This is a genomic window from Burkholderia sp. Bp9143 (genome assembly GCF_003853645.1).
GTDB lineage: Bacteria > Pseudomonadota > Gammaproteobacteria > Burkholderiales > Burkholderiaceae > Burkholderia.
Window position 1 is genome coordinate 81,460 of record NZ_QTPO01000028.1, and the last position, 20,120, is coordinate 101,579.

Consider the following 20,120-nt stretch of genomic DNA (forward strand, 5'->3'; position numbering starts at 1 on the left):
CGTCGGCGCGCCGGCCGACGGATCGAGCGGCCATTATTGGAGATCGTGCGACCGCCGATTAAGGCACTGCACAGGAAAGGTGCTCTGCGAAATCGAGCGGAATCGTAGGGAATCACGACATCGCGCCGCAGCCGGGTTGCGGCGCATGCGCGGGACAGATGCACAGTCGCGGGTGCGCGCGAGCGGCTGGCAAGCGGCAGTGCTGCGTCGGCTTCGCCGCGCCGGTGCAAGGTCGCCGGTTGGCGGCAGCAGGTATTTATGACCCGGCGCGCGGCAACCTGCAAAATTTTCCGGCGGAAGCGGCAAGGCCCGAATCGTCGCGTCGGGGTCATTGCGTTCGTAGCATGCGTCTTCCCGCGCCGCCGCAACCGGGGGCACGACTACGTAATCCGCGACTTTTTCACGCTTTCCCGTTCGGCACAATGGACCATTGCGCGTGGCCCGCCTGCCGCTGTGCCGGCACGTCACGCATGCCGCGGGAGAACGGACATGGTGTTGATGGCTGTGGGCGGGGGCGGACCGGTGAACGTGCCGCAGCCGCAGGATGACAACGAACCGGCACCGAAGAACGGTTCCGGCAGCACCCCGCCGGCGCAGACGCCGGAACAGCAGGCCCTCGCGGCCGCGCAGGCCGAGACGCAGCGCCTGCTGCAGCTCGCGCAGGCCGAGATGGCGACGCTCAAGCGCCTGCACGACCAGGGTGCGTCGCAGGCCGATCTCGACAACCAGGTGAAGAAGGCCGAAGCGGCATGGGGCTCGGTGCAGGCGGCCGTCGAGAACCAGATGCGCGTCGCGGCCGACGGCGGCGGCGATACGAACAAGGCGATCGCGGGCGTGGCCTCGGACCTGCGCAATGCGTCGCCGAACGATCCGGTGCTCGGCTCGGTGCTCGACGATTCGCAAAAGGCGGTATCGGCCGAGTCGGCGCCCGAGCGGGCGACCAGCGTGAAGGCGTTCCAGTTCGCGATGGCGATGCAGAAGGACCAGGACGCGAACGCCGACGTGCAGCAGTACAACGCGTTGCCGGGCGGCATCCGGCGTGCCGATCCCGAGGTCGGCGCGCAACTGCGCCAGGCGGCCAGCACGGCCGACACGAATGCCAACGACGCGTACACGGCGCTCACTACCGCGTTGCGCCACGAATACAGCACGTCGGCCGCGACGCTGCGCCTGAACGACGCGAAGGCCGATTACGCGGCGTGGCAGAAGGAGCCGGGCGGCTTGCGCCGCGCCGACGAGGCCGACATCACGCAGGAACTGTCGCAGGCGCAGAGCCAGTACGACAAGGTCGTGACGGGCGGCGACGACACCGCGCTGACCTACGTGACGGCCGACGAGCAGAAGCAGGTGGTCGCGTCGGTGAAGCAGAATCACGACGGCATGTGGTACACCGGCCTCGTCGACGCGCTGGGCGAGGAAAGCCAGCTCAAGCGCACGATCGCGACGATCAACCCCGACGATCCGTCACTGTCGCCGCAGATGAAACAGCTCGCGCAGTCCGACCCGGTCACGTTCGCGCTGTTGCAGGACACCGGCGTGACCGTCGATCCGAACGATCCGAACCTGTCGACGCAGGAGAAGGTGCTCGCGCAGCAGAATCCGCTCGCGGAAGCGTTCGTCAAGATGACGGGCATCCCGGTGAGCACGAACGGCATGAGCGACGCGGACGCGAAGGCGTTGAACGCGCAGATCGACCAGGCCGGCGGCGTGTTCGCGTATGCGATGGCGAAGGCACAGGCGGACAAGAACAATCCCGGTTATCAGAAGATCCAGACGCTGCTCGCGGCGGCGCCCGACGTGCGGCTGCAGTACACGAAGCAACAGGTCGCGCAGTTGATGCAGAACCCGGGCAGCGATCCCGGCGCGGCGCTTCAGGTGCTGAAGACCAACATGAACGCGTCGTTCTCGCTGGACGAGCGCCAGGCGCTGTGGACGCAGGCCGGCCAGCCGCATTTCGACGCGAAGTTCATCCATTCGCAGATCGATCCGCTGATGCAGAAGCCCGATTCGCAGGCGACGGATCAGGCCAGCATGCAGGCGCGTTCCGACGGCCGGATGAATGCCGACAAGGTCGGCAAGTGGATGCAGGAGATCCTCGCGAATGCCCCGCCCGAATTCGCGGGCGTCGTGCTCGACACCGTCGAGAAGGATTTCGGCAACAAGTGGACGCAGTCGAACACGGGCACACCGCAGCCCTACGGCGACGGCATCGAGTTCTACAAGGGCCTCAGCACGGCGGTCGGGCTCGCCGATCAGCAGCCGACCGCGAGCGGCGTGCCCGTGCAACGGGAGGACGACGTCGCGAACTGGCTGCTCGACGACAAGGGCAATGCGAAGACGCTCATCTACACGCTGCGCGGCAGCGACGCCGGCTACGGGTTCGACGGCGTGCGCCAGGCGCTGTCGTCGGGCGTCGATCCGGCGTTGTCGAAGGCGCTGCTGTCGAAGATGCAGAACGACGACCGGTTCCGCGCGGGCTTCGCGAACGACTTCCAGCTGCGTTACGACCAGGGCACGCAGAGTGCGCAGAACAAGCAGAACAAGGACGCCGCCAGCACCAGCTACAAGGCGTTCCAGGCCGATCCGGACAAGCAGCTGAAAGCGTATTTCGACGACTTCCAGAAGAACTTCGACGACAAGTCCTATACGTTCACCACCGGCTCCGATCAGATGACGAACTTCGTCGGCGCGGGGCTCGGGATCCAGCCGGACGACCCGGGCGCGATCCCGACCGACCGGAACGACGTGCCGTCGATGGCGATGCTCGAGCAGTTGATCGTCAGCAACGGGCAGTTGCAGGGCGGCACGGCGGTAAACGGCCAGTCGCTGTACGCGAAGAATGCTGCCGCGACGCAGATGATCCAGGCCGTCGTCGACCAGATCCGCAAGGTCGGCGGCGACCACGCGGTCGTGTCGCTGGTGCCGATCTACTACGTGTCGAAGGGGACCGGTACCGCGCCGAGCGTGCTGTTCAAGGTGCAGGTCGAGAACCATCCGGACCAGTACAAGCTGATCGACGACCGCGGCTGGAAGTACGACACCGTCGACGACTACCAGCACAACAATGCGCTGTCCGATGACGGCAAGCTGTACGTGCCGAAGAGCCTGACGAACGGTTCCGCGTCCGGCGGTTTCTCGCAGTACGAATCGATCGACGCACACAAGACGGAGTGGTACCAGCACGCCGAACACTACCTCGAGATCGGTACCGGCATTCTCGCCGCGGCCGGCGGTCTCGTGCTGGTCGCGAGCGGCATCGGTGCGCCGGTCGGCGGCCTGATGCTCGGCGCCGCGTGGACCGCCGTCGGCGCCGGGATGGCGGTCGGCGTGCCGGCCGCCATCGGCGACCTGAACAATCTGAGCGATCACGGCCAGTCGATCGGCTTCGGCAACGCACAGGCGCGCGGCGACTGGATCAGCCTGATCGGCAGCGGCGCGGGCATCGCAGGCGGCGGGCTGGGCGTCGCGGCGAAGTCGCTCGCGGAAGCTTCGTCGCTGCTGCGCACGACGGGGCAGGTCTCGGACATGATCACGCTGGCATCGCGCGGCGAGGGCGTGACGGCCGACGTGGCTGGGCTCGGCCGTTTCGCGCAGGAAGCCGACGCGTTCCAGTCGGTCGCGCAGACGACGGGCCGCACGGCCGGCGTGTTCAATGTCACGGGCGGCGCGATCGGCGGCTACCAGATGGTCGACCAGAGCGTGTCGCTCGTGAAGAACTGGGACGCGATGTCCGATTCCGATCGCGCGCAGCAATTGCTGAACCTCGGGATCGGGGTCGCGCAGATGGGCCTCGGCTCGCACACGCTGATGGAACGTCCGATCCGTGCGATCACGAAGACGCCCGCACCGCCGTCGATGCCGAGGCCGATCTCGGTCGACGTGGCGAACACGCTGCTCGGCAACGGGCTGGCGAACCAGCGTCTCGCGGTCGGCGAGATCGGCAATCCTTGGCAGCGCGCCGAGGAACAGGCGGCCAGTTTCGGCGAACCCGCCGCCGACGGCGAGCCGGTGTCGCCGGCGGAAGGCGGGCTGCGGGCGCGCTTCACCGCGTGGCTGCGGGCGCGCCGCACGCAGGGCACGCCGGACGATGGCGACGCGATCCTGATGAGGCTCGCGCCCGACGCCGAAGGGATCGACGGCGAAGTGACGCCGGCGATTGCCGATGCGTTGGCAGGCGAACAGGCGACACCGGCCAAGGCCGGCACGCCGGCAACGTCGGGACGCCCCGCGTCGTGGAGCATTCCCGCGCACGTCGCGGCCGACCCGGAAATCCTGGGCGGCGTGGTCGGATCGATTCTCGACAGCGGCAACCGCCTCGAGGACGTCGAATACTACGTGTACGCGCTGGAGGACGGCGAAGGGAACGTGCGCAACCCCGAAGAGGACGGACTGCCCTCGACCGAACGCGGCAACCTGCCGGACGACATCCGGGCGGCGAACGCGGACGCGCGGCGCGCGGCCGCGGGGGGCGATCCGGCGAAGCTGGCGGCCGCCGCGTCCGACGAGGACGGCACGATCGGCGTCACACGTTACGCGTCGTATCACGACGCGATGATGGTCGCCCGCGGCGGCGTGGCGGCGGGCCGCTACCAGGTCGCGCTGGTCGACCACGGCGCGATCGCCGCGGACGGCACGGTGCCGCCTGAAGCGGTGGTCGCTCGCGTCGGGCTCAACGACGCTCGCGACGCACTGACGCTGTCGATCAACGATACGTACGATCGCACGCTGCGCGTGCTGTACCCGCGCGGGTTCGATCCCGCAAAGCCGTTGATCCGCGGCGAGAATGGCCGGCGTGTCGACGTGATCAACGCGCCGGTCGGCCTGAGCGAAACGCAATGGGGCGCGTATCCGCGCCGCGAAGCCGATCTCGCGATCTATTCGAACCATCCGGACCAGCCTGAAAACCGGCTGCCGGCAGGCGAGCGGCCACTGATGCCGGTGCCGCCCGGCTACTTCGCCGTGTACGCGCATGCGTGGTCCGACGCGTTCGCGAGCGCGACCGGCAAGCCGATGAGCGCCGAGGACCTGGCCGAGATGGTGCGCCAGAGCGGCTGGGACGGCAAATCGCCGGTCATCCTCTATGCGTGCGGCGCGGGCACGCGGGTGAGTCCGCTCGCGCAACTGCTCGCGAACGTGCTCGGCGTGGACGTGTACGGCGCAAGCGGCTTCGTCGCGTGGCGTTCGCCGCGCTATCGCAGCGACGGCAGCCCGGACTCCGGCTATACGACCGGCATCGTCGTGGAACCAGGCGCCCCGAGTCTCGCCGGGAAGCCGGACCATTCGGTGCAGCATGCGCCGCGCACCTACCGGTTCTCGCCGGCGCTGGCGGTCATCGACCAGGGCGCGCACGCGGTCGACTGGAGCACGGTGGCGCCGCGTCCGGTGTCGAATCGCTGGGGCGGCCGCGGCGCATCGGGCGACGCGCGCGTACCGCTCGGCGTCTACGTATGGCGCGTGCTGACGAATCGCGGCGGCGCGGTCATCAATCCGCGCAGCGGCCGCTCGGCGAGCGCGCTCGAGATGACGCACGCGCTGGAGGAACTGGCGTGGAAAGGCTATACGCCGGGCACGCCGATCGCGCTGGAAGGGCCGCGCAGCGGCGCCGATCCCGAGTTGCTGCAGGAATTCGCGGACTTGATCCAGGCCCCGGTATTCGGCCGGCTGGGCGACGACGACGCGGCCGGATGGCAGCGTGCGATCCCCAATCCGAACCGCCGGCTCGCGCGGTTCGAGATCGAGCCGGACGTGAACGGCAAGTTTTCGCCGGGCGGCGCGCAGCCGGTTCGCATCAATCCGCTGGAATTGCGGCCGATACCGGGCTCGAACGTCGTGAACCTGCTGGGCCATGCGACCGCGCGGCAGTTCCTGAAGGTGTCCGGCTTCGACATCGCCGAATCGCACGGCACGAAGCCGCGCGACGTGAGCCTGGATAGCGCGGCCGCAGTTACCGAAGGCGGCACGATTTCGCCGCGGCAATTCGCGCGCAAGCTGCTCGACGATCCGGCCTATACGGAAGGCAACGGCGTGCTGCTGACCGGATGCTATCTCGGTGCGGGCGGCTATTCGTTCGCACAGGAGCTTGCGTACGAACTGCAGGTGCCCGTGATCGCGTCGATCACGTCCAACTCGGTGCGCGGCACGGGTGCGCTGGAACTGTATCCGATCGACGACGACATCGTCCTGCCGGCACACGATCCCGACGTCGCGACGCGGCTCTATCTGCACCTGCCCGAGGCGCCCGATGCCAGCGACCCGCCGATGGTGTTCGCGCAGCGGGGCGAGCCCGTGGCGCGCACGCTCTCGCATGGCGATGCGCCGGTCGAACCGGTGCACCCGATCGAAGCGCAGATCGATCCGGACGCGGATAGCGGCCGGCGCGGCGCCGAGCCTGCACCGGCCGACGCCGGACGCCCGGAAGCGACGCCGGGCGGGCCCGCGCATCCGCGGCTCGCCCCCGAACCGGACGCGGGCGACCCGCCCGTCTACGTGCCGACCCCGCTCATCGAGGTCCAGCCGGCGCAGATCTTCACGGCGGACGAATGGGCCGCTCGGGTCGAGCAGGTGGCCGAAGCCGAGGCCGACGACGGCCTGTCGGGCAAGACGGAGAAAATCTATCCGAAGACCAGTCGCGTCTATACGGATCGCAAGATCGCCAACGATGGCGTCGTCACGACGACGATTCACGGGCAGTCGGTGCTGCAGCCCGGCTTCGACGACGTGACCGGCATCGACGCGACGCAACATCCCGAATTCCTGCGTCCGGCCGATACGCTGCTGATGCCGGCCGACGATCCGCTGCATCCGATCGGCGCGCGCGGGCTGATGTCGCCACCCGGTCATCACGTGGTGTTCGGCCACGGGATCTCGGCCGACGCGATGCTGGGCCCGGAAGGCCGGCCGCTCACGCCGGACGAGGTCGCCGAGCGCGTCGCGCCGCATCTCGAACCGGGGCAGGACGTCACGCTGTATTCATGCTTCGGCGGGTCGAACAAGCACGATCCGTTGCGCATCGCGCCCGGCCAGGTCCGCGCGGCCAGCACGACCTTCGCCGCGGCGCTCGCTCAGCGCCTGTCCGAACTGACCGGACGCCCGACGTCGGTCTGGGCGCCGCCGGACATCCTGCTCGTCGAACCCGACGGTTCGACCACCGTACGCGGCACGCGACTGACCGGCCAGGTCGACAAGGATCGTCTGCCGATGCAAAGCTTCCGCGGCGATCCGGCGCGCGCCGGACGCCCGGCGCTCCCCGCGGGTCGTGACGCGGAGCCGGTCGCGGCGACCCACCGCACCGCGTCGCGTCCGTTCGCCGATCCGCCGCCGCGCCCCACGGTGCCGCGCGTGGCGGATCCGACGTTCGCGGATCCCGGCTACGATTTCACCGCGATTCCGGACGACACGTTCGAATCGGTCACGCTCGACCATCCGTTCCGCACCGCGCTGGCCGACCGGCCGGGCGTGATCGGCGATGCCGCGCGCGTGACGCAGGCAGGCGGCACCGTGCGCCTGCACTGGCCGAGCGAGTTGCTCGATCGGCCCGAGCCGACCGGCGTGATCGACGACGTGATGCAGGCGTTCGATATGGCCGGCCTGACGAATCTGCGCGTCGAATTCGTGATGCAGGATGGCAGCATCGTGCTCGGCAGCGGCATCGATCTGGGCGCGCTCGATCCCGAGGCGGGCTGGTTCCGGTTCAGCGGCACGGTGCCGGACGCCGCGGCATCGGCAGCGCACGCGACGGCCCGCACGGCCGCCGAAGCGCCGCTCGCGTTGCCGGAAGGCGTGAGGACGATTGCGCACGACGATCTCGGGCAGGCGCTCGATGCGGCGCATGCCGGGCCGCGCAATCATGCGTACGTGCCGGCCGATGCGTTGCCCGACGACGCCGCGTTCGCGCACGGCTACCTGACGCCGGCGGAACGCGTCGCGGCGAGCGCCACCGCGAATCTGGCCGCGGTCGAGGCCGCCGCACCGGCCGACGTCGTGCTGCTGTCGGCGCTCGGCCACGATCCGGCGAGTGCGCTGCGCATCACCACGCCCGATGGCGGCACGCTGTTCAAGCCGGCCGGCGTCGACATGTACGTCGTGCGCACCCGCGACGCGGCGACCGGCGACGTGTCGTACCGGCTCGTCGGCATCGATCGCTCCGGCTTGCCGGAAGGCTATGCGGCCGTGCATGCGGGCGGCGCGCGCGCGCTCGGCGCGGTCGACGGCAGCCCGACCTGGCCGATGTTCGGCCACACGGGGCCGGCCGGCCGTCTGGCGAGCACGGCCGGCGACCCGGCCAACCCGTCCGCCGCGGCAACGCCGGCGACCGTTTCCGGTCATGCAGCCGCGCCTGCCGCGCCCCAAGGTGCCGCGGCGGTCGAGACCGAAAATCAGGCGCGAGCCGCCGCCTGGCTCGACACCCTCGGCCGCCGCACGCTCACGCGGGTCGACGGCCGGCATGCGCCGACGCTGGACGGACTGGCCCGGCAGCTGGGCCCCAACGCGCACGTGCTGATCACCACGCATCACGAGCCGCCTGGCGGCGCCGCGACCTACACACCGCCGGCCTTCGTCGCGGTTCTGGAAACCGACGCGAACGGCGCGCTCGGCCCGGTGCGGATGCTGAACGGCGCGCGCGTGCCGCATGCGCTGACCAAGGCGCTGGAGAACGCCAACAGCGGCGGCCGACGCGCACGCGGCAAATTCGATTTCCATGTGTCGCCGGTCGCGCACGACGAACTGGTGGCGTTCGGCGGCCCGTCGAAGATCGAGACGCCGGACGGCAAGACGTCGTGGGACGTGACGACGTCGGGCCATGCGATCGAGACGACGCTCGCCGGCGACGTGTCGAAGCTGCAGGACGCGCCGGTCTTCAAGCGGCCGCGCCAGGCCGTGCGTGCGGTCTCCGGCGAGCAGCGCTGGATTCACGTGGTCGACGACGAGACGGGCAAGGTGCTCGGCTACGCGCAGCGCAACACGAACCACGAGTGGAAGTACGTCGAGAAGGCGTCGCTCGGCGATACGGAGATTCCCGAGCAGGATCTGCGCACGGTATTCCGGCGCCGCCGCCGCGGCGGCGTTCCGGTCGGCCGGTCGCCGCGCCGCGGGATTCGCTTCGTCGTCAGCGACGTGACGCCCGCCACCGTCGACCGCATCGGCGGGTTCCGGCCGGCGAAGGAGGCCCCGGCCGTCGAGAAGAAACCGTTCCGCTCGGCCGGCGACCTGTTCCAGTCGATCGTGCCGGTGCGCCGGCCGCTGGCGCGCGCGGAGCAGGGCGACGACGCGAACGCCGCGCCGCTGGCGCCGGTCGATCCGCATCTGTTGCCGTCGGACAAGTCCGCGCTCAACGCGGTCGACTTCAGCGGCAACAGCGTGTCGCACCTGCTGACCGCGATCCGCAACGGCGCGCTGGACGGTGGCCGCCATGTGATCTACGTGTTCAGGACCGACGGCGCGATCGCCGAGGCGGTCGGCGATCCCGTCGGCCTGATCGCCGAGCGCGACGGCGAGATGCGCTGGTTCGACAAGATCCCGCAGGCCAATGACAAGAACCACCCGGGCGTGGCGCTCGACGCCATGCCGATCGGCAATGACCGCTTCGGCACGGACGTGCACTTCCTGCTCACGCAACTGTCGCCGCGCGATTTCCTGAACAGCGCACGGCCGACGCGCGTCGCCGCGCTCGAAGCGCGCGCGAAGGCGCTGCACGATCAATGGAAGGATGCGGAAGCGCGCGGCCTGCACTCGGCGCCGTTCCGCGCGCTCGCGGCCCGGACCCGGCACGGCTACAACGAGGTGCTCGCGGACTTGCGGCGCCTGGGGACCAAGGGCACCGCGCCCGAGCCGCTGTCGATCGAACCGTACCAGCCGGGGCTGTCGTCGGCGACCTCCGTCGAGTTCAGCCTGCGCAACGGCGCGGCGAAACCCGAGCAGTATTTCGCGACGCACCAGCAGATCGAGGCGTACAACAAGCAGGCGCAGCGGGCGGGCGACGTGAACCTCGTGCTGAAGGGCGAGCCGCAGGCCGTGATGGTCGACGTGGGCATGTGGCGCACGCTGCTCAACAAGCTGTACGTCGCGCGCGACGTGTCGACCTCGGCGTCGCGGTTCCTGCCGGTGCCGGGCAAGCTGCGTGCGCGCACGCGCAACCTGGGCGCGGCGACCGTCGCCGACAAGCGGATCCGGCAGATCTTCACGCGCTCGAGCGAGGCGTTGCAGGATCGCATGGTGCCGATGGCGCGTTCGTTCTCGCTGAGCGACGATCCCGCGTTGATGGGGGCACTCGTCGAGCGGTACGGCGGCGTGATGCCGGTCGTCACGCTCGTGATCGATCCGCATTCGCTCGCGGCGGTGCTCGGCAAGGCGCACGATTCGGATTTCCTGCAGGCGGTGCGTGCGCTCGGCGACCAGAAGCGCGCCGTGTTCGACGGCGAGAACGGGATGATCCATCCGGCGCCGGACTCGGACGGGACGGCGCTCGCGCTCGACGATCTCGCGCATCTGCATCGCTGGCTCGACGAGGCCGCGCGCACGGGTTTCGCGATCCGGCTCGAGACCGCGCCGTCGCGCGCGCTCGTGTCCGGTACCGACTACCGGTTCCAGTCGGGCACCAACGACACGTATCACGACTACGTGCGTGTGATGACCGCGCTCGAACGCTGGTCGAACGCGCATCCCGGCACGAAGGCGCCGAACGTGATGGTCACGTTCCACGGCTGGGATGCGGTGCCGGAATCGGTGCCGGGCGGCGGGCACGAGAAGCTGCTGCGCGCGGTGCTCGAGCGCAAGGGGCTCGAATGGGTGCACATGGGGCTGTCGTACGGCACGCACGGCGCGGACTTCATCGGCAACCAGGATCTCACCGGCGCGCTCGCGAAGCTGATCGTCGAGAACCGCAACCGGCCCGAGATCATCAACCGCCTGCACGGCGCCGATGCGCTCACGCGCGTGTTCGAGCGCGTCGACCGGCAGACGCTGGCGAACCAGCATCAGCTGCTGTTCGCGGAGGTCGAGCGGCTGGGTGCCGCCGACGGGATGACACCCGCCGACATCGCCGCGCTGCGCCAGAAGATCTACGAAGGCAATACGACCGTCTGGCTGAACCAGGCGCGCAAGGCGACGATCGAGCATGCGACGCCGCTGTGGGAAGCCGACGGCAACCCGCCGCGCACCGGGACGGACGAGGGCGCGCGCACGTTCGGCGGACGCTGGCTGGCCGACTACGGCGGCAGCGTGCCCGACCGGGTGACCACCGGCAAGCGGCCGGCCGCCGCCGACCCGCTCGACCACTGGCGCGCGGTCGTGCACGATCCGGCGCTGCTCAACGACGGCACCAAGCCGATCGGCGCGAGCCGCCGGGAAGCCGCCCAGCTCGCGCAGGTCGACATTCCCGATGCGAAGCGCGCGCAGGCGGAACTGCATGCGCTGCGGGTGCACGACGAGCCGATCGGCGAGAACACGCCGCCGCCGTCGCCCAAGCGGATCGCCGGCGACATCGCGGCGGCCACCGTGACCGGCGGCGCCGGCGCGGGCGTGCTCGTCGCGGTCGGCCGGGAGTCGGTGCGCACCGCGACGAACTCGCTGTATGCAGGCCTGCGGGTCGGGCGCGTGTTCCAGGCGCTGCATCACGGCGCGGTCGCCAGCCTGAAGAACGGCGATCCGCGCGTGTTCGACCGCGTCGTCGACCGGCTCGTGCGCGGGCTGCAGGCACAGCTCAAGGCGAACGGTTTCGACGTGACCGCACGCGGTACGCAGCTGGAGCAGATCGCGCACGAAGGCAAGGCGATGGCAGCACAGCTTCGCGCGCTGAACGACGGCGGGATGCTGTCGTTCGACGATACCGTCGCGCATACCAAGGCGATCGCCGCCGACATGCTCGCGCAGATGCAGGGCGTGGTCGGCGGGACGTCGCTGAAGTTGCTGCACCACGGCAGCCCGCGCCATTCGATCGGCCGCGTCGGCCGCGTGCTGGCGCTGGGCGGCTACGGCGGCTCGATCACGATGAATGCGTTCCGGGCGATCGCGCACGGCGACCTGCTGGCCGGCGGACAGGCGATCGGCGGCGCGTTCAGCGCGGTGTACACCGGTATCGTCTACAAGGGCAGCCTGCGCGGCGTGAACGCCGAGAACCGCAGTCAACTCGCACGGATCGCGAGCGCGACCGGCGATTACCTGACGTCGGCGGTCGGCATCGCAACCGGTGTCCATACCGCGCTGACGGTGGATCCGGTGACCGGCACGCTGACCGCGATGTCCGGCGCGCTGCTCGGCGCCGGTCGCCTGCATTCGCATTTCCCGAACGCGACGCCGTGGATGGAGCGCCTGCCGACCGGCATCGCGCTGGCGCCGGTGGCGATCTTCGGGATCATGCAGGGGATCAGCCTGTACACGTCGGCGACCGCGTCGGACGATCAGCACAAGTCGCCGGGTTCGTCGCCGAAACCGTCGGGTTCGAATGCCGGCACGCCGGCGCCGGGCGCATCGTTCGCGCCGTCGCCCGGCGCGACGACGACGCCGGTGCAGCCGAATGCGTCGGCATCGGCATCGGCATCGGCAACTGCGACTGCGACTGCGACGGCGAGCGCGCAGCCGTCCGGTACGCCATCGCAACCGGTGCAGCCTTCGACGGGTGCGTCGAGCCCAACGCCGCTGACGGTGACCGTGGGGGCCGGCGATTCGTTGTGGACGATCGCGCAAAGTCACGAAGGATCGTTGCTTGCCGCCGCGCACGTGCCGGCCGACGAACAGCAGCGGATGTCGGACGGTCAGCGGATCAACGTTGCGCTCAACGAGATCCTGCAGCTCAACCGGAACCTCGCGAGCCATCCGGGCGAGATCGATCCGGGGCAGCAGGTCGTTGTCGGGTGACGGATGTTGCGCGGCGCGTGTGCGGGGCGGAAGCAGCCGACACGTCGCGCGTGACGATGATCAACGCGATTGAAGCGCAAGTGACGAGGATGTGGGCGGATGTCTGAGGGGGGATTGCCGGAGGAAGTAGGCGAGGGTGGGGGATTCGCGTCGCGCGCCGCGTCATCGCAGCGACATTTTTCTCGCGTAAATCTATGGCACTTCGCCAGCCGGCGGGGTACCGCTTTCTCAAGGAATACCGACCATGGCGGCAAAACGCCTTCGCATCAACATGATTACCCGTCGCCAGTCGACGTTCGATGGCCGGCATCTCGACACCGAGGCGGCGCGGCGTTTCGACGTGCACGCGCAGGACGCGACGCCTGCTCATCTGAAAGGTACGCAGGGCGCCGAGGCTGAATGGCTGCCGCGCGTGAAGGTCAGCGAGCGATAACCCGGTCACGCCGGGCGAACCGCCGCGCGACAGCGGCGATCTCACCGTCCGGCGGCTCTTCCAATTTCGATCCATGTGAAACGCGCCCGCCGGACGGCGAGCGCCGAATCACGTCAAGTCACCGGCGGCGCGTGCCCATGATCCCCCAAACCCCGAGCGTCGTCGTATTCCCGCGAAATATCCTTGTTCGTATAGTCCCCGAGCTTTGATGCGGCGACCAAGCTCAGCACCGCACACACCAGCACGTACGCCGCGATCGCATACCCCGAGTGGTAGTAGGCGAATAGCGCCGTTGCGATCAGCGGTGCCGGACCACCGGCAATGACCGAAGCGAGCTGATAACCCATCGACGCGCCGCTATACCGCAACCGCCCCGTGAATGACTCGGCAATCAATGCAGCCTGCGGTCCATACATCATCGAATGCGGGACCAGCGACAACACGATGGCCGCGAAGATCCATACCGGATTCCGGCTATCGACCATCGCGAAGTAGACGAATCCGAACACGCCCGCGGTAGCCGCGCCGATCATGTACATCCTCCGCCGCCCGATCAGATCCGACACGTGACCGAACAGCGGAATGGTGAAGAACTCGACCACGGATGCGACCAGCACCGCCGCCAGCAGCAGTTCGCGCGTGACGCCCAGTGCCGTGATCCCGTAAGTGAACACGAACGCCGTGTAGATATAGAACGGCGCCTGTTCGGCCATCCGCGCAAACGCCGACAGCACGATATCCCTCGGCTGCTTGCGGAGCACTTCGAGCATCGGCGTCTTCTCGATCCGACGCTCGGCCAGCAGCTTCGCGAAGATCGGCGTCTCGAGAATGTTCAGGCGGATATAGAGCCCGATCGCAACCAGCACGATGCTGAGGAAAAACGGCACGCGCCAGCCCCACGCGAGGAAGGCGCTGCCGGAAAACCAGCTCATGGCCAGCACGGCAAGGTTGGCGAGGAACAATCCCGCAGGCACGCCGAACTGCGGCCACGACGCGACGAAACCGCGATGCGTATTGGTGCGCGCCCACTCCATCGACATCAGGACCGAGCCGCCCCATTCGCCACCCACGCCGACGCCCTGGATGAAGCGCAGTACCGTGAGGATAATGGCGCCCCAGATGCCGATCGCGGCGTAGGTCGGAACGAAGGCCACGGCGAACGTGGCGAGCCCCATCAGCAACAGGGTCACGATCAGTGTGGCCTTGCGTCCGATGCGGTCGCCGTAATGGCCGAAGATCGCCGCGCCGACCGGCCGTGCGACAAAGCCGACGGCATAGATCAGGAACGCCTGCAGCGTGCCGACGAGTGGGTGGGATTGCGGGAAATACAGCTTTGCGAAGACCAGGCCGGTGACCGTGCTGTAGAGGAAGAAGTCATACCATTCGATCGTGGTGCCAATCGTGCTGGCGATGACGGCGCGGTGCAACTGGCGCCGGGCTTCCTCGTCGGAGAGGGGCGTGGCCGCGGATTGCATGGCAGCCATTTTGATATCTCCCGGAAAAGGGCGATAGAGAAATAAACATTACGCCCCGCGACAGGTTCGGGCAAGCGCGAGCTGCGAGTGTCTGCCACAGCGTCCGAAGTCTTTTAATTCGCGATCCTTATATATCGTAATATGATATTGGATTGTCATTCGCTGCGGCAACGATGGGGTTGGCGTGATGTTCGAACTGAATGCACGCAGATGCCGAACTGGAATTTCGCGGAACGTTCGACGACAGCACCTCACGCCGTTACGGCTCGCGCTGCGCGACCGTCAGCGCACGATGTCGAACCGGCATGATCTGCATGCGCAACACGACGCGCGGGCTGCTCGCTACGCCAATCGCGTCCGCGAAAGGTGTCCTGCCAGAGCACGCTTCATCGGACGCAAAAAGCAAACCTGGCGACCGGTCGGCGAACTTGCCGGCTTCGTCAGTTCCAAGCGTTCCGCGGCAAGCGATGGCTTGAGCTTGCCGTCGGCCACGTCCTGAATGACCTTGAATCTGTCCAGCTCCCGCATCGTCATCGTGATCCGCTCCGTTGCAGCCATCGCAGCCTCCGGCGTCGAACACCCGGCGGCCGGTCAGCTTACGCGGCCCGGAGAGCACGTCCCGCTAACGGGAGAAGTGACGTGCTGCATCGCCGCGTTGCGATTTCGGCGTTGATCGATGCGGTAGGCTGGACGTCCGGTGACACGAATATCTCAATGTAAGTCATCGCAGCCGTACCGTAGATACGCGCCAGTTACTGGAATCGATTGGACAGAAACGCGATAACGTCGGATGCAGCAACGGTCATGACCGTGCCGTGATCCATGCCCGGGTAGGTCTTGTACGCTAGTGAGGGAGGAGGTGGCGTCGTCGCTTGCAGCCGTGAGACGAGTTTGCTCGTAAGCGTTGGTTGTACGAACACGTCTGCCGCCCCCTGAAGGATCAGCGTGGGTGCTATCAACCGGAAGTTGGGAGCAACCGCCGGATCATTCGCGGCGAGATAGGCTTGCATTTCCGGCACGCTACTCCACCGAGGATTGAATCCGGCGTATCCGGCAGATGTCTTCGTCGCGATCAACTGACCGATCTGGCCAAACGCCGCGAACACGCACTTTGTCTTCAGGTCCGTCAATTGGGACGCGAGATCGGCTCCCATCAGCTTTGAAACGTCCACATTGGGCGAGCCGACTTGCACCGCGACAGTCAGCATACCGACGAACAAATTCTGGATTGCGGTGTAGAGCGCGGTATTCGTGGGATCGTTAGCCGCCATGTCGCTGAGTCCGTTGATTGACGCAGCGACGGACGTGAAGGGCGCAATGGCGACGGTGCCACGAAAATCGAGGCCGGTGGCTTCTCCGACAAAACGCTGGAGTTCGAGGACACCGCGTCCGCCTTCCGAATGTCCGACTGCCGCCCAACGGGTGGAAAGCGGCGTATCGGTCTCACGCGCCGCTACTACCGCCGCAATGATCGATCGCGCCTCGCTTGCTGAACTGTAGTATCGGTACGGGGTCTTCTCGGCCGGTCCCAGTCCTTCGAAATCGGGAGCGACCACCGCATAACCTGCATGGACCAGTGATTCAATGAAGTCGCTGTAATGGCTCGGGAAACCTTGCGCGGTCAGTCCTCCGTCGAGTGTGTCCAGCGTCAGGCTCGGTGCACATGTGGCTTGACCCGCGGTCGTCGTACCGTGCGCCCACGCGACGATCGGCCATCCGCCCGCGGGTGCATTGCCCTTAGGAACGAACAGCAACGAAGTCGCGGGCGTACTGCCGCCCGCCGTTGCTGGCATCGTATAGGTGAGAAGCGTTGCATGCGCGTCCGGTACCGACGTGACGGCCTGAGGTACTGCCGCCATCAGTCTGGCATACCCGGAATTGACGTCATCGCCGCCTCCGCAGGCGCCGAGCATCAATGTCATCGCCATCATCCATGCAGTAAACCCTCTCCGTCCTCGTGATTCGAACGAACGTCGCGCAATGGATGCCGTCTTGAGATGCTTTCCATGAACGTTGATCGAGCGAGATGAACTTGCTCGTTTCACCTCAGTCGATGAGGTCCGACAGTTTTCTTCGTTTTTATTCATGGTGTGCATAGTCGGTCAACTGTTGAATGGAAGGACTGCGAATTCATCGGAAGCATGCCGAAAATGTGCGCCGCGCTTTCCTCACGAGCCCTTTACTCCAGCGGGATCGCTTCAGCGCGGCGCTTCGACACATGAGTCGACGGGATCGCAGCGGATCAGAACCGATGTCGAATGGCGACGCGAATCGCGGTTTGGTGATTGGAGGTCGACGGCGTCAACTGATTGATGGACGCGACGGCGACCCGACCGGTCGAATCGGTTCCGCTGGCACGCTGATAGGTGCCGACGAGGTAGACGTCGGTGCGCTTCGAGAGAAAGTAATCGGCTCCGACGGAAGCCTGATTGTAGTGAGCCCCACCTTTGGAATCGGCGCCACTGTTCCTCGTGTAGACATACGCGGCACCGATGAGGAATGCCGGCGTGAACTGGTATTTCACGCTCGCTTCGACGTTGTCGAACTTTGCTGTTCCGGCGATGCCGCCAGCGGGCACCGGTCCGCTCGACGTGTCGCCAAGATGACGGAACTGTGCGTTGGAGTAGTTCGTTCCCAACGTCAGCGCGCCGATCGTATACGCGGCACCGGCGCCGATGACTTGCAGCGAATGCGCCGACGCATAGCCCGAGATCACCGGCGATGCGCCGAAGTTCGAGCCCGGAACTTCATTAACGGTGGCCGCGACGGTTCCGCCGGAGCCATAGAACGACGTGTTCGGGTTTCGGACGTTGAGATAGCCGGCGCCCAAAGAAAGGGGACCATTCACGTAACTGGCGCCGGCCGACCAGATCTGATTGCGGCCCGTATGTCCTGCAACACCGCCGAGCGAGTAGAGCGCGGTTGCCGTCACGCCATGAAAGAGCGGGCTGGTGTACTTGATCGCGTTGTTGACGCGGTTGGTATTGTTGAAGTTGTCATTGTCGGACGGGTGAGCGGCCATGGAGCCGCCCCATTGATCACCCACCTCGAATATGCCGAGCGTATCGACGACGGAATCGTATTGTCGTCCGAGCGTTACCGTGCCATACGGGCTGGACAGGCCAACGTACGCCTGCCGACCGAATCCGAGGCCGCCTTGGCCGAGTTTGCCGGTATTCACGTCAAACCCGTTCTCCATCACGGCGATCACACCATAGCCACTGCCGAGATCTTCCCGTACACGCAGCCCCCAGCGGCTGCCATTCAGGACGCCGCTCGAGAGATTGTAAAGATGATGGCCAGCCGCGTTGCTGACGTAGTTGGCACCCTCATCCAGAATCCCGTAGAGCAGTACGGTGCTTTGCGCACTTGCTGTACCGCTGACGAAGCCTGCCGCTGCGCAAAGCGCAATTGCCTTTCTCATTGAACGTCTCCAAAGTCTCTTCTAGATTTATTCGCCGTGACGTGGCGATTCACGGATCAAAAATTGATTCGTAAGCCTTATTAAATAGAGCCGATGAGTCTCCTTGGAAAGAGACTTCAGCCCGGCACAAGAGAATCTACATGGTCCAGATATCGCTACGTTCGATGATTAGATTCGCCACCACTATCATCGTCAATCGGTTGGTCAGTCTGATTCCGTGCATTGGAATGCGTATGATCCGAGGCCCTGCGGGTAGGGTGGAGACCCCTACGGGTAAACCTCGTCAAGTTGGCAAGAGCGAAGCGAGGTAACGATCTGGTGCTGACTCGTGCTACCAGAGACAATGTCAAGCGTACCCAGATGACCACGAGTGACGGAGGCGCTATCGGATTGGTCGCCAATCGTTGTTCTATCCGCGCAGTCCGAGACGGGTATTCGTCGTAGAGCAGGGGGATCTGGCGAATGAGACAGATGGGTTCTGTGCTACGGACACGAAGGGGCAGCCCGGGCGTGTCCAGGCCGGTAATCGCGGTTCGTCGCGAGCGTCACGAAGCACTAACTCGAGATCACGTGCGGCACGCTTGAGTGCCGGCACGACTTGTTTTATGAGCGCGTCGGTATCCGGCCGACGTGATTGAATTCCACCGCGGCATATGTCGCGACACGTTCCTTGTCGTGCGTTGTTTCATTTGGAACGGTCATGCACCGGCCGTCGAATCGACGGCCGGTGCGCGTGGCGATGTGGCAGGGCAGATCAGACGATCTTGCGCGATCGCAAATCGGCAACCTCGTGTGCGTCCAGTCCGATGCCGGCGAGAATTTCATCGGTATGCTCGCCGGTCAGCGGTGGTCGCGTATGGATCTCCGGCGGCGTGCGCGACAGCGACACCGGCGTGGCGAAGATGGGCACCTTCTTCGGCGCACCGGGATAGTCCATCCAGCGGATCACGTCGGCCGCCTTGATGGTTTCGTCTTCCAGTGCCTGGCGTGGCGAATTGACGGGGCTGGCCGGGATGCGCGCCTGCTCCAGTTCGCCCAGCGCATCGGCGAGCGTCTTGTCTGCGCACCATTCGCTCATGAGTTCGCTCAGGAACGCACCGTTCTCGCCGCGCAGCCTATCGTCGGCAAAGCGCGGATCGTCGAGGAGTTCCGGTCGGCCCATGAGTTGTGTCCACCGCTTGAACATCGGACGGCCGATGACCTGGGTGATGAACCAGCCGTCCGTCGCCTTGAAGATGTCGGACGGCGCATAGCCGGACGCGCGGTTCAGCGTGGCCTGGCGATCCAGCCCGAGCAACGCTTCCTCGATCAGCGCGCCGCTGGCCATGTTCAGTCCGGTGCACAGCAGCGACGCGCTGACTTCCTGTCCCATGCCGCTGCGCTGGCGTTCGTAGAGTGCCAGCATGACGCCGAGCGCGCACGAGAACGCCGTGGCGAAGTCGACCACCGGAACCATGGCCTTTTGCGGCCGATCTGGCGTACCTGCGATGTACACCGCGCCGCTCAGTGCCTGGCCGACGCCATCGAAACCCACGCGGTCGCGCACGGCTTCGCTGTTGCCGAATGCATTGGACGCAACGAGGATGATGTCGGGTTTGATCGCGCACAGGCTGTCGTAGTCGAGCCCGAGACTCTTGAGCGTGCGGGGCGGCATGTTGGCGATCACCACGTCGGCATCGACGACCAGCTTTCGCACGATATCGCGCCCCTCGGGGCTGTCGAGATCGAGCGTCATCGAGCGCTTGTTGCGGTTGACCTGCAAGAACAGCGCGCCTTCGCCGTGTTCGGTCACGGGTACGATATATCGATCCTCGCCGCCGCCGACGCGATCGATGCGGATCACGTCCGCACCATAGTCGGCCAGCAGCGCCGAGCAGAACGGCCCGGCGATGAAGCGTCCGAAATCGAGGACCTTGATGCCTTCGAGTACTTTCAT

6 protein-coding genes and 1 pseudogene are annotated in these 20,120 nt (G+C 66.7%); 2 read left to right on the forward strand and 5 right to left on the reverse strand.

The window, feature by feature from the left end; translation table 11 throughout:
* Positions 1 to 489 precede the first annotated feature (489 nt).
* Both DIE23_RS21585 and DIE23_RS21590 read left to right on the forward strand, forming a co-directional pair.
* Positions 490 to 12,852: an LWXIA domain-containing protein gene (locus tag DIE23_RS21585; protein WP_124614003.1), complete on the forward strand. Its 12,363-nt coding sequence runs from the start codon at positions 490 to 492 to the stop codon at positions 12,850 to 12,852.
* Positions 12,853 to 13,096: 244 nt separating this feature from the next.
* Entirely contained in the window at positions 13,097 to 13,285 is a 189-nt protein-coding gene (locus tag DIE23_RS21590) for a hypothetical protein (RefSeq protein WP_124502004.1), read from the forward strand.
* A gap of 113 nt (positions 13,286 to 13,398) precedes the next feature.
* Here DIE23_RS21590 and DIE23_RS21595 read toward each other — a convergent pair whose 3' ends face one another.
* The 5 genes and pseudogenes from DIE23_RS21595 to DIE23_RS21615 all read right to left on the reverse strand — a co-directional run bounded on the left by DIE23_RS21595 (position 13,399) and on the right by DIE23_RS21615 (position 20,120).
* Entirely contained in the window at positions 13,399 to 14,769 is a 1,371-nt protein-coding gene (locus DIE23_RS21595) for an MFS transporter (protein ID WP_124614004.1), read from the reverse strand.
* Between the two features lie 398 nt (positions 14,770 to 15,167).
* Positions 15,168 to 15,318: pseudogene (locus DIE23_RS21600) on the reverse strand (ISNCY family transposase); the annotation flags it as partial.
* A gap of 194 nt (positions 15,319 to 15,512) precedes the next feature.
* Positions 15,513 to 16,682, reverse strand: a complete 1,170-nt coding sequence (locus DIE23_RS21605; RefSeq protein ID WP_185646506.1) for an alpha/beta fold hydrolase — start codon at positions 16,680 to 16,682, stop codon at positions 15,513 to 15,515.
* 320 nt (positions 16,683 to 17,002) lie between these two features.
* On the reverse strand, positions 17,003 to 18,184 hold the full coding sequence (locus DIE23_RS21610; RefSeq protein ID WP_124614007.1) for a porin: 1,182 nt from the start codon (positions 18,182 to 18,184) through the stop codon (positions 17,003 to 17,005).
* 754 nt (positions 18,185 to 18,938) lie between these two features.
* Entirely contained in the window at positions 18,939 to 20,120 is a 1,182-nt protein-coding gene (locus DIE23_RS21615) for a CaiB/BaiF CoA-transferase family protein (protein ID WP_124614008.1), read from the reverse strand.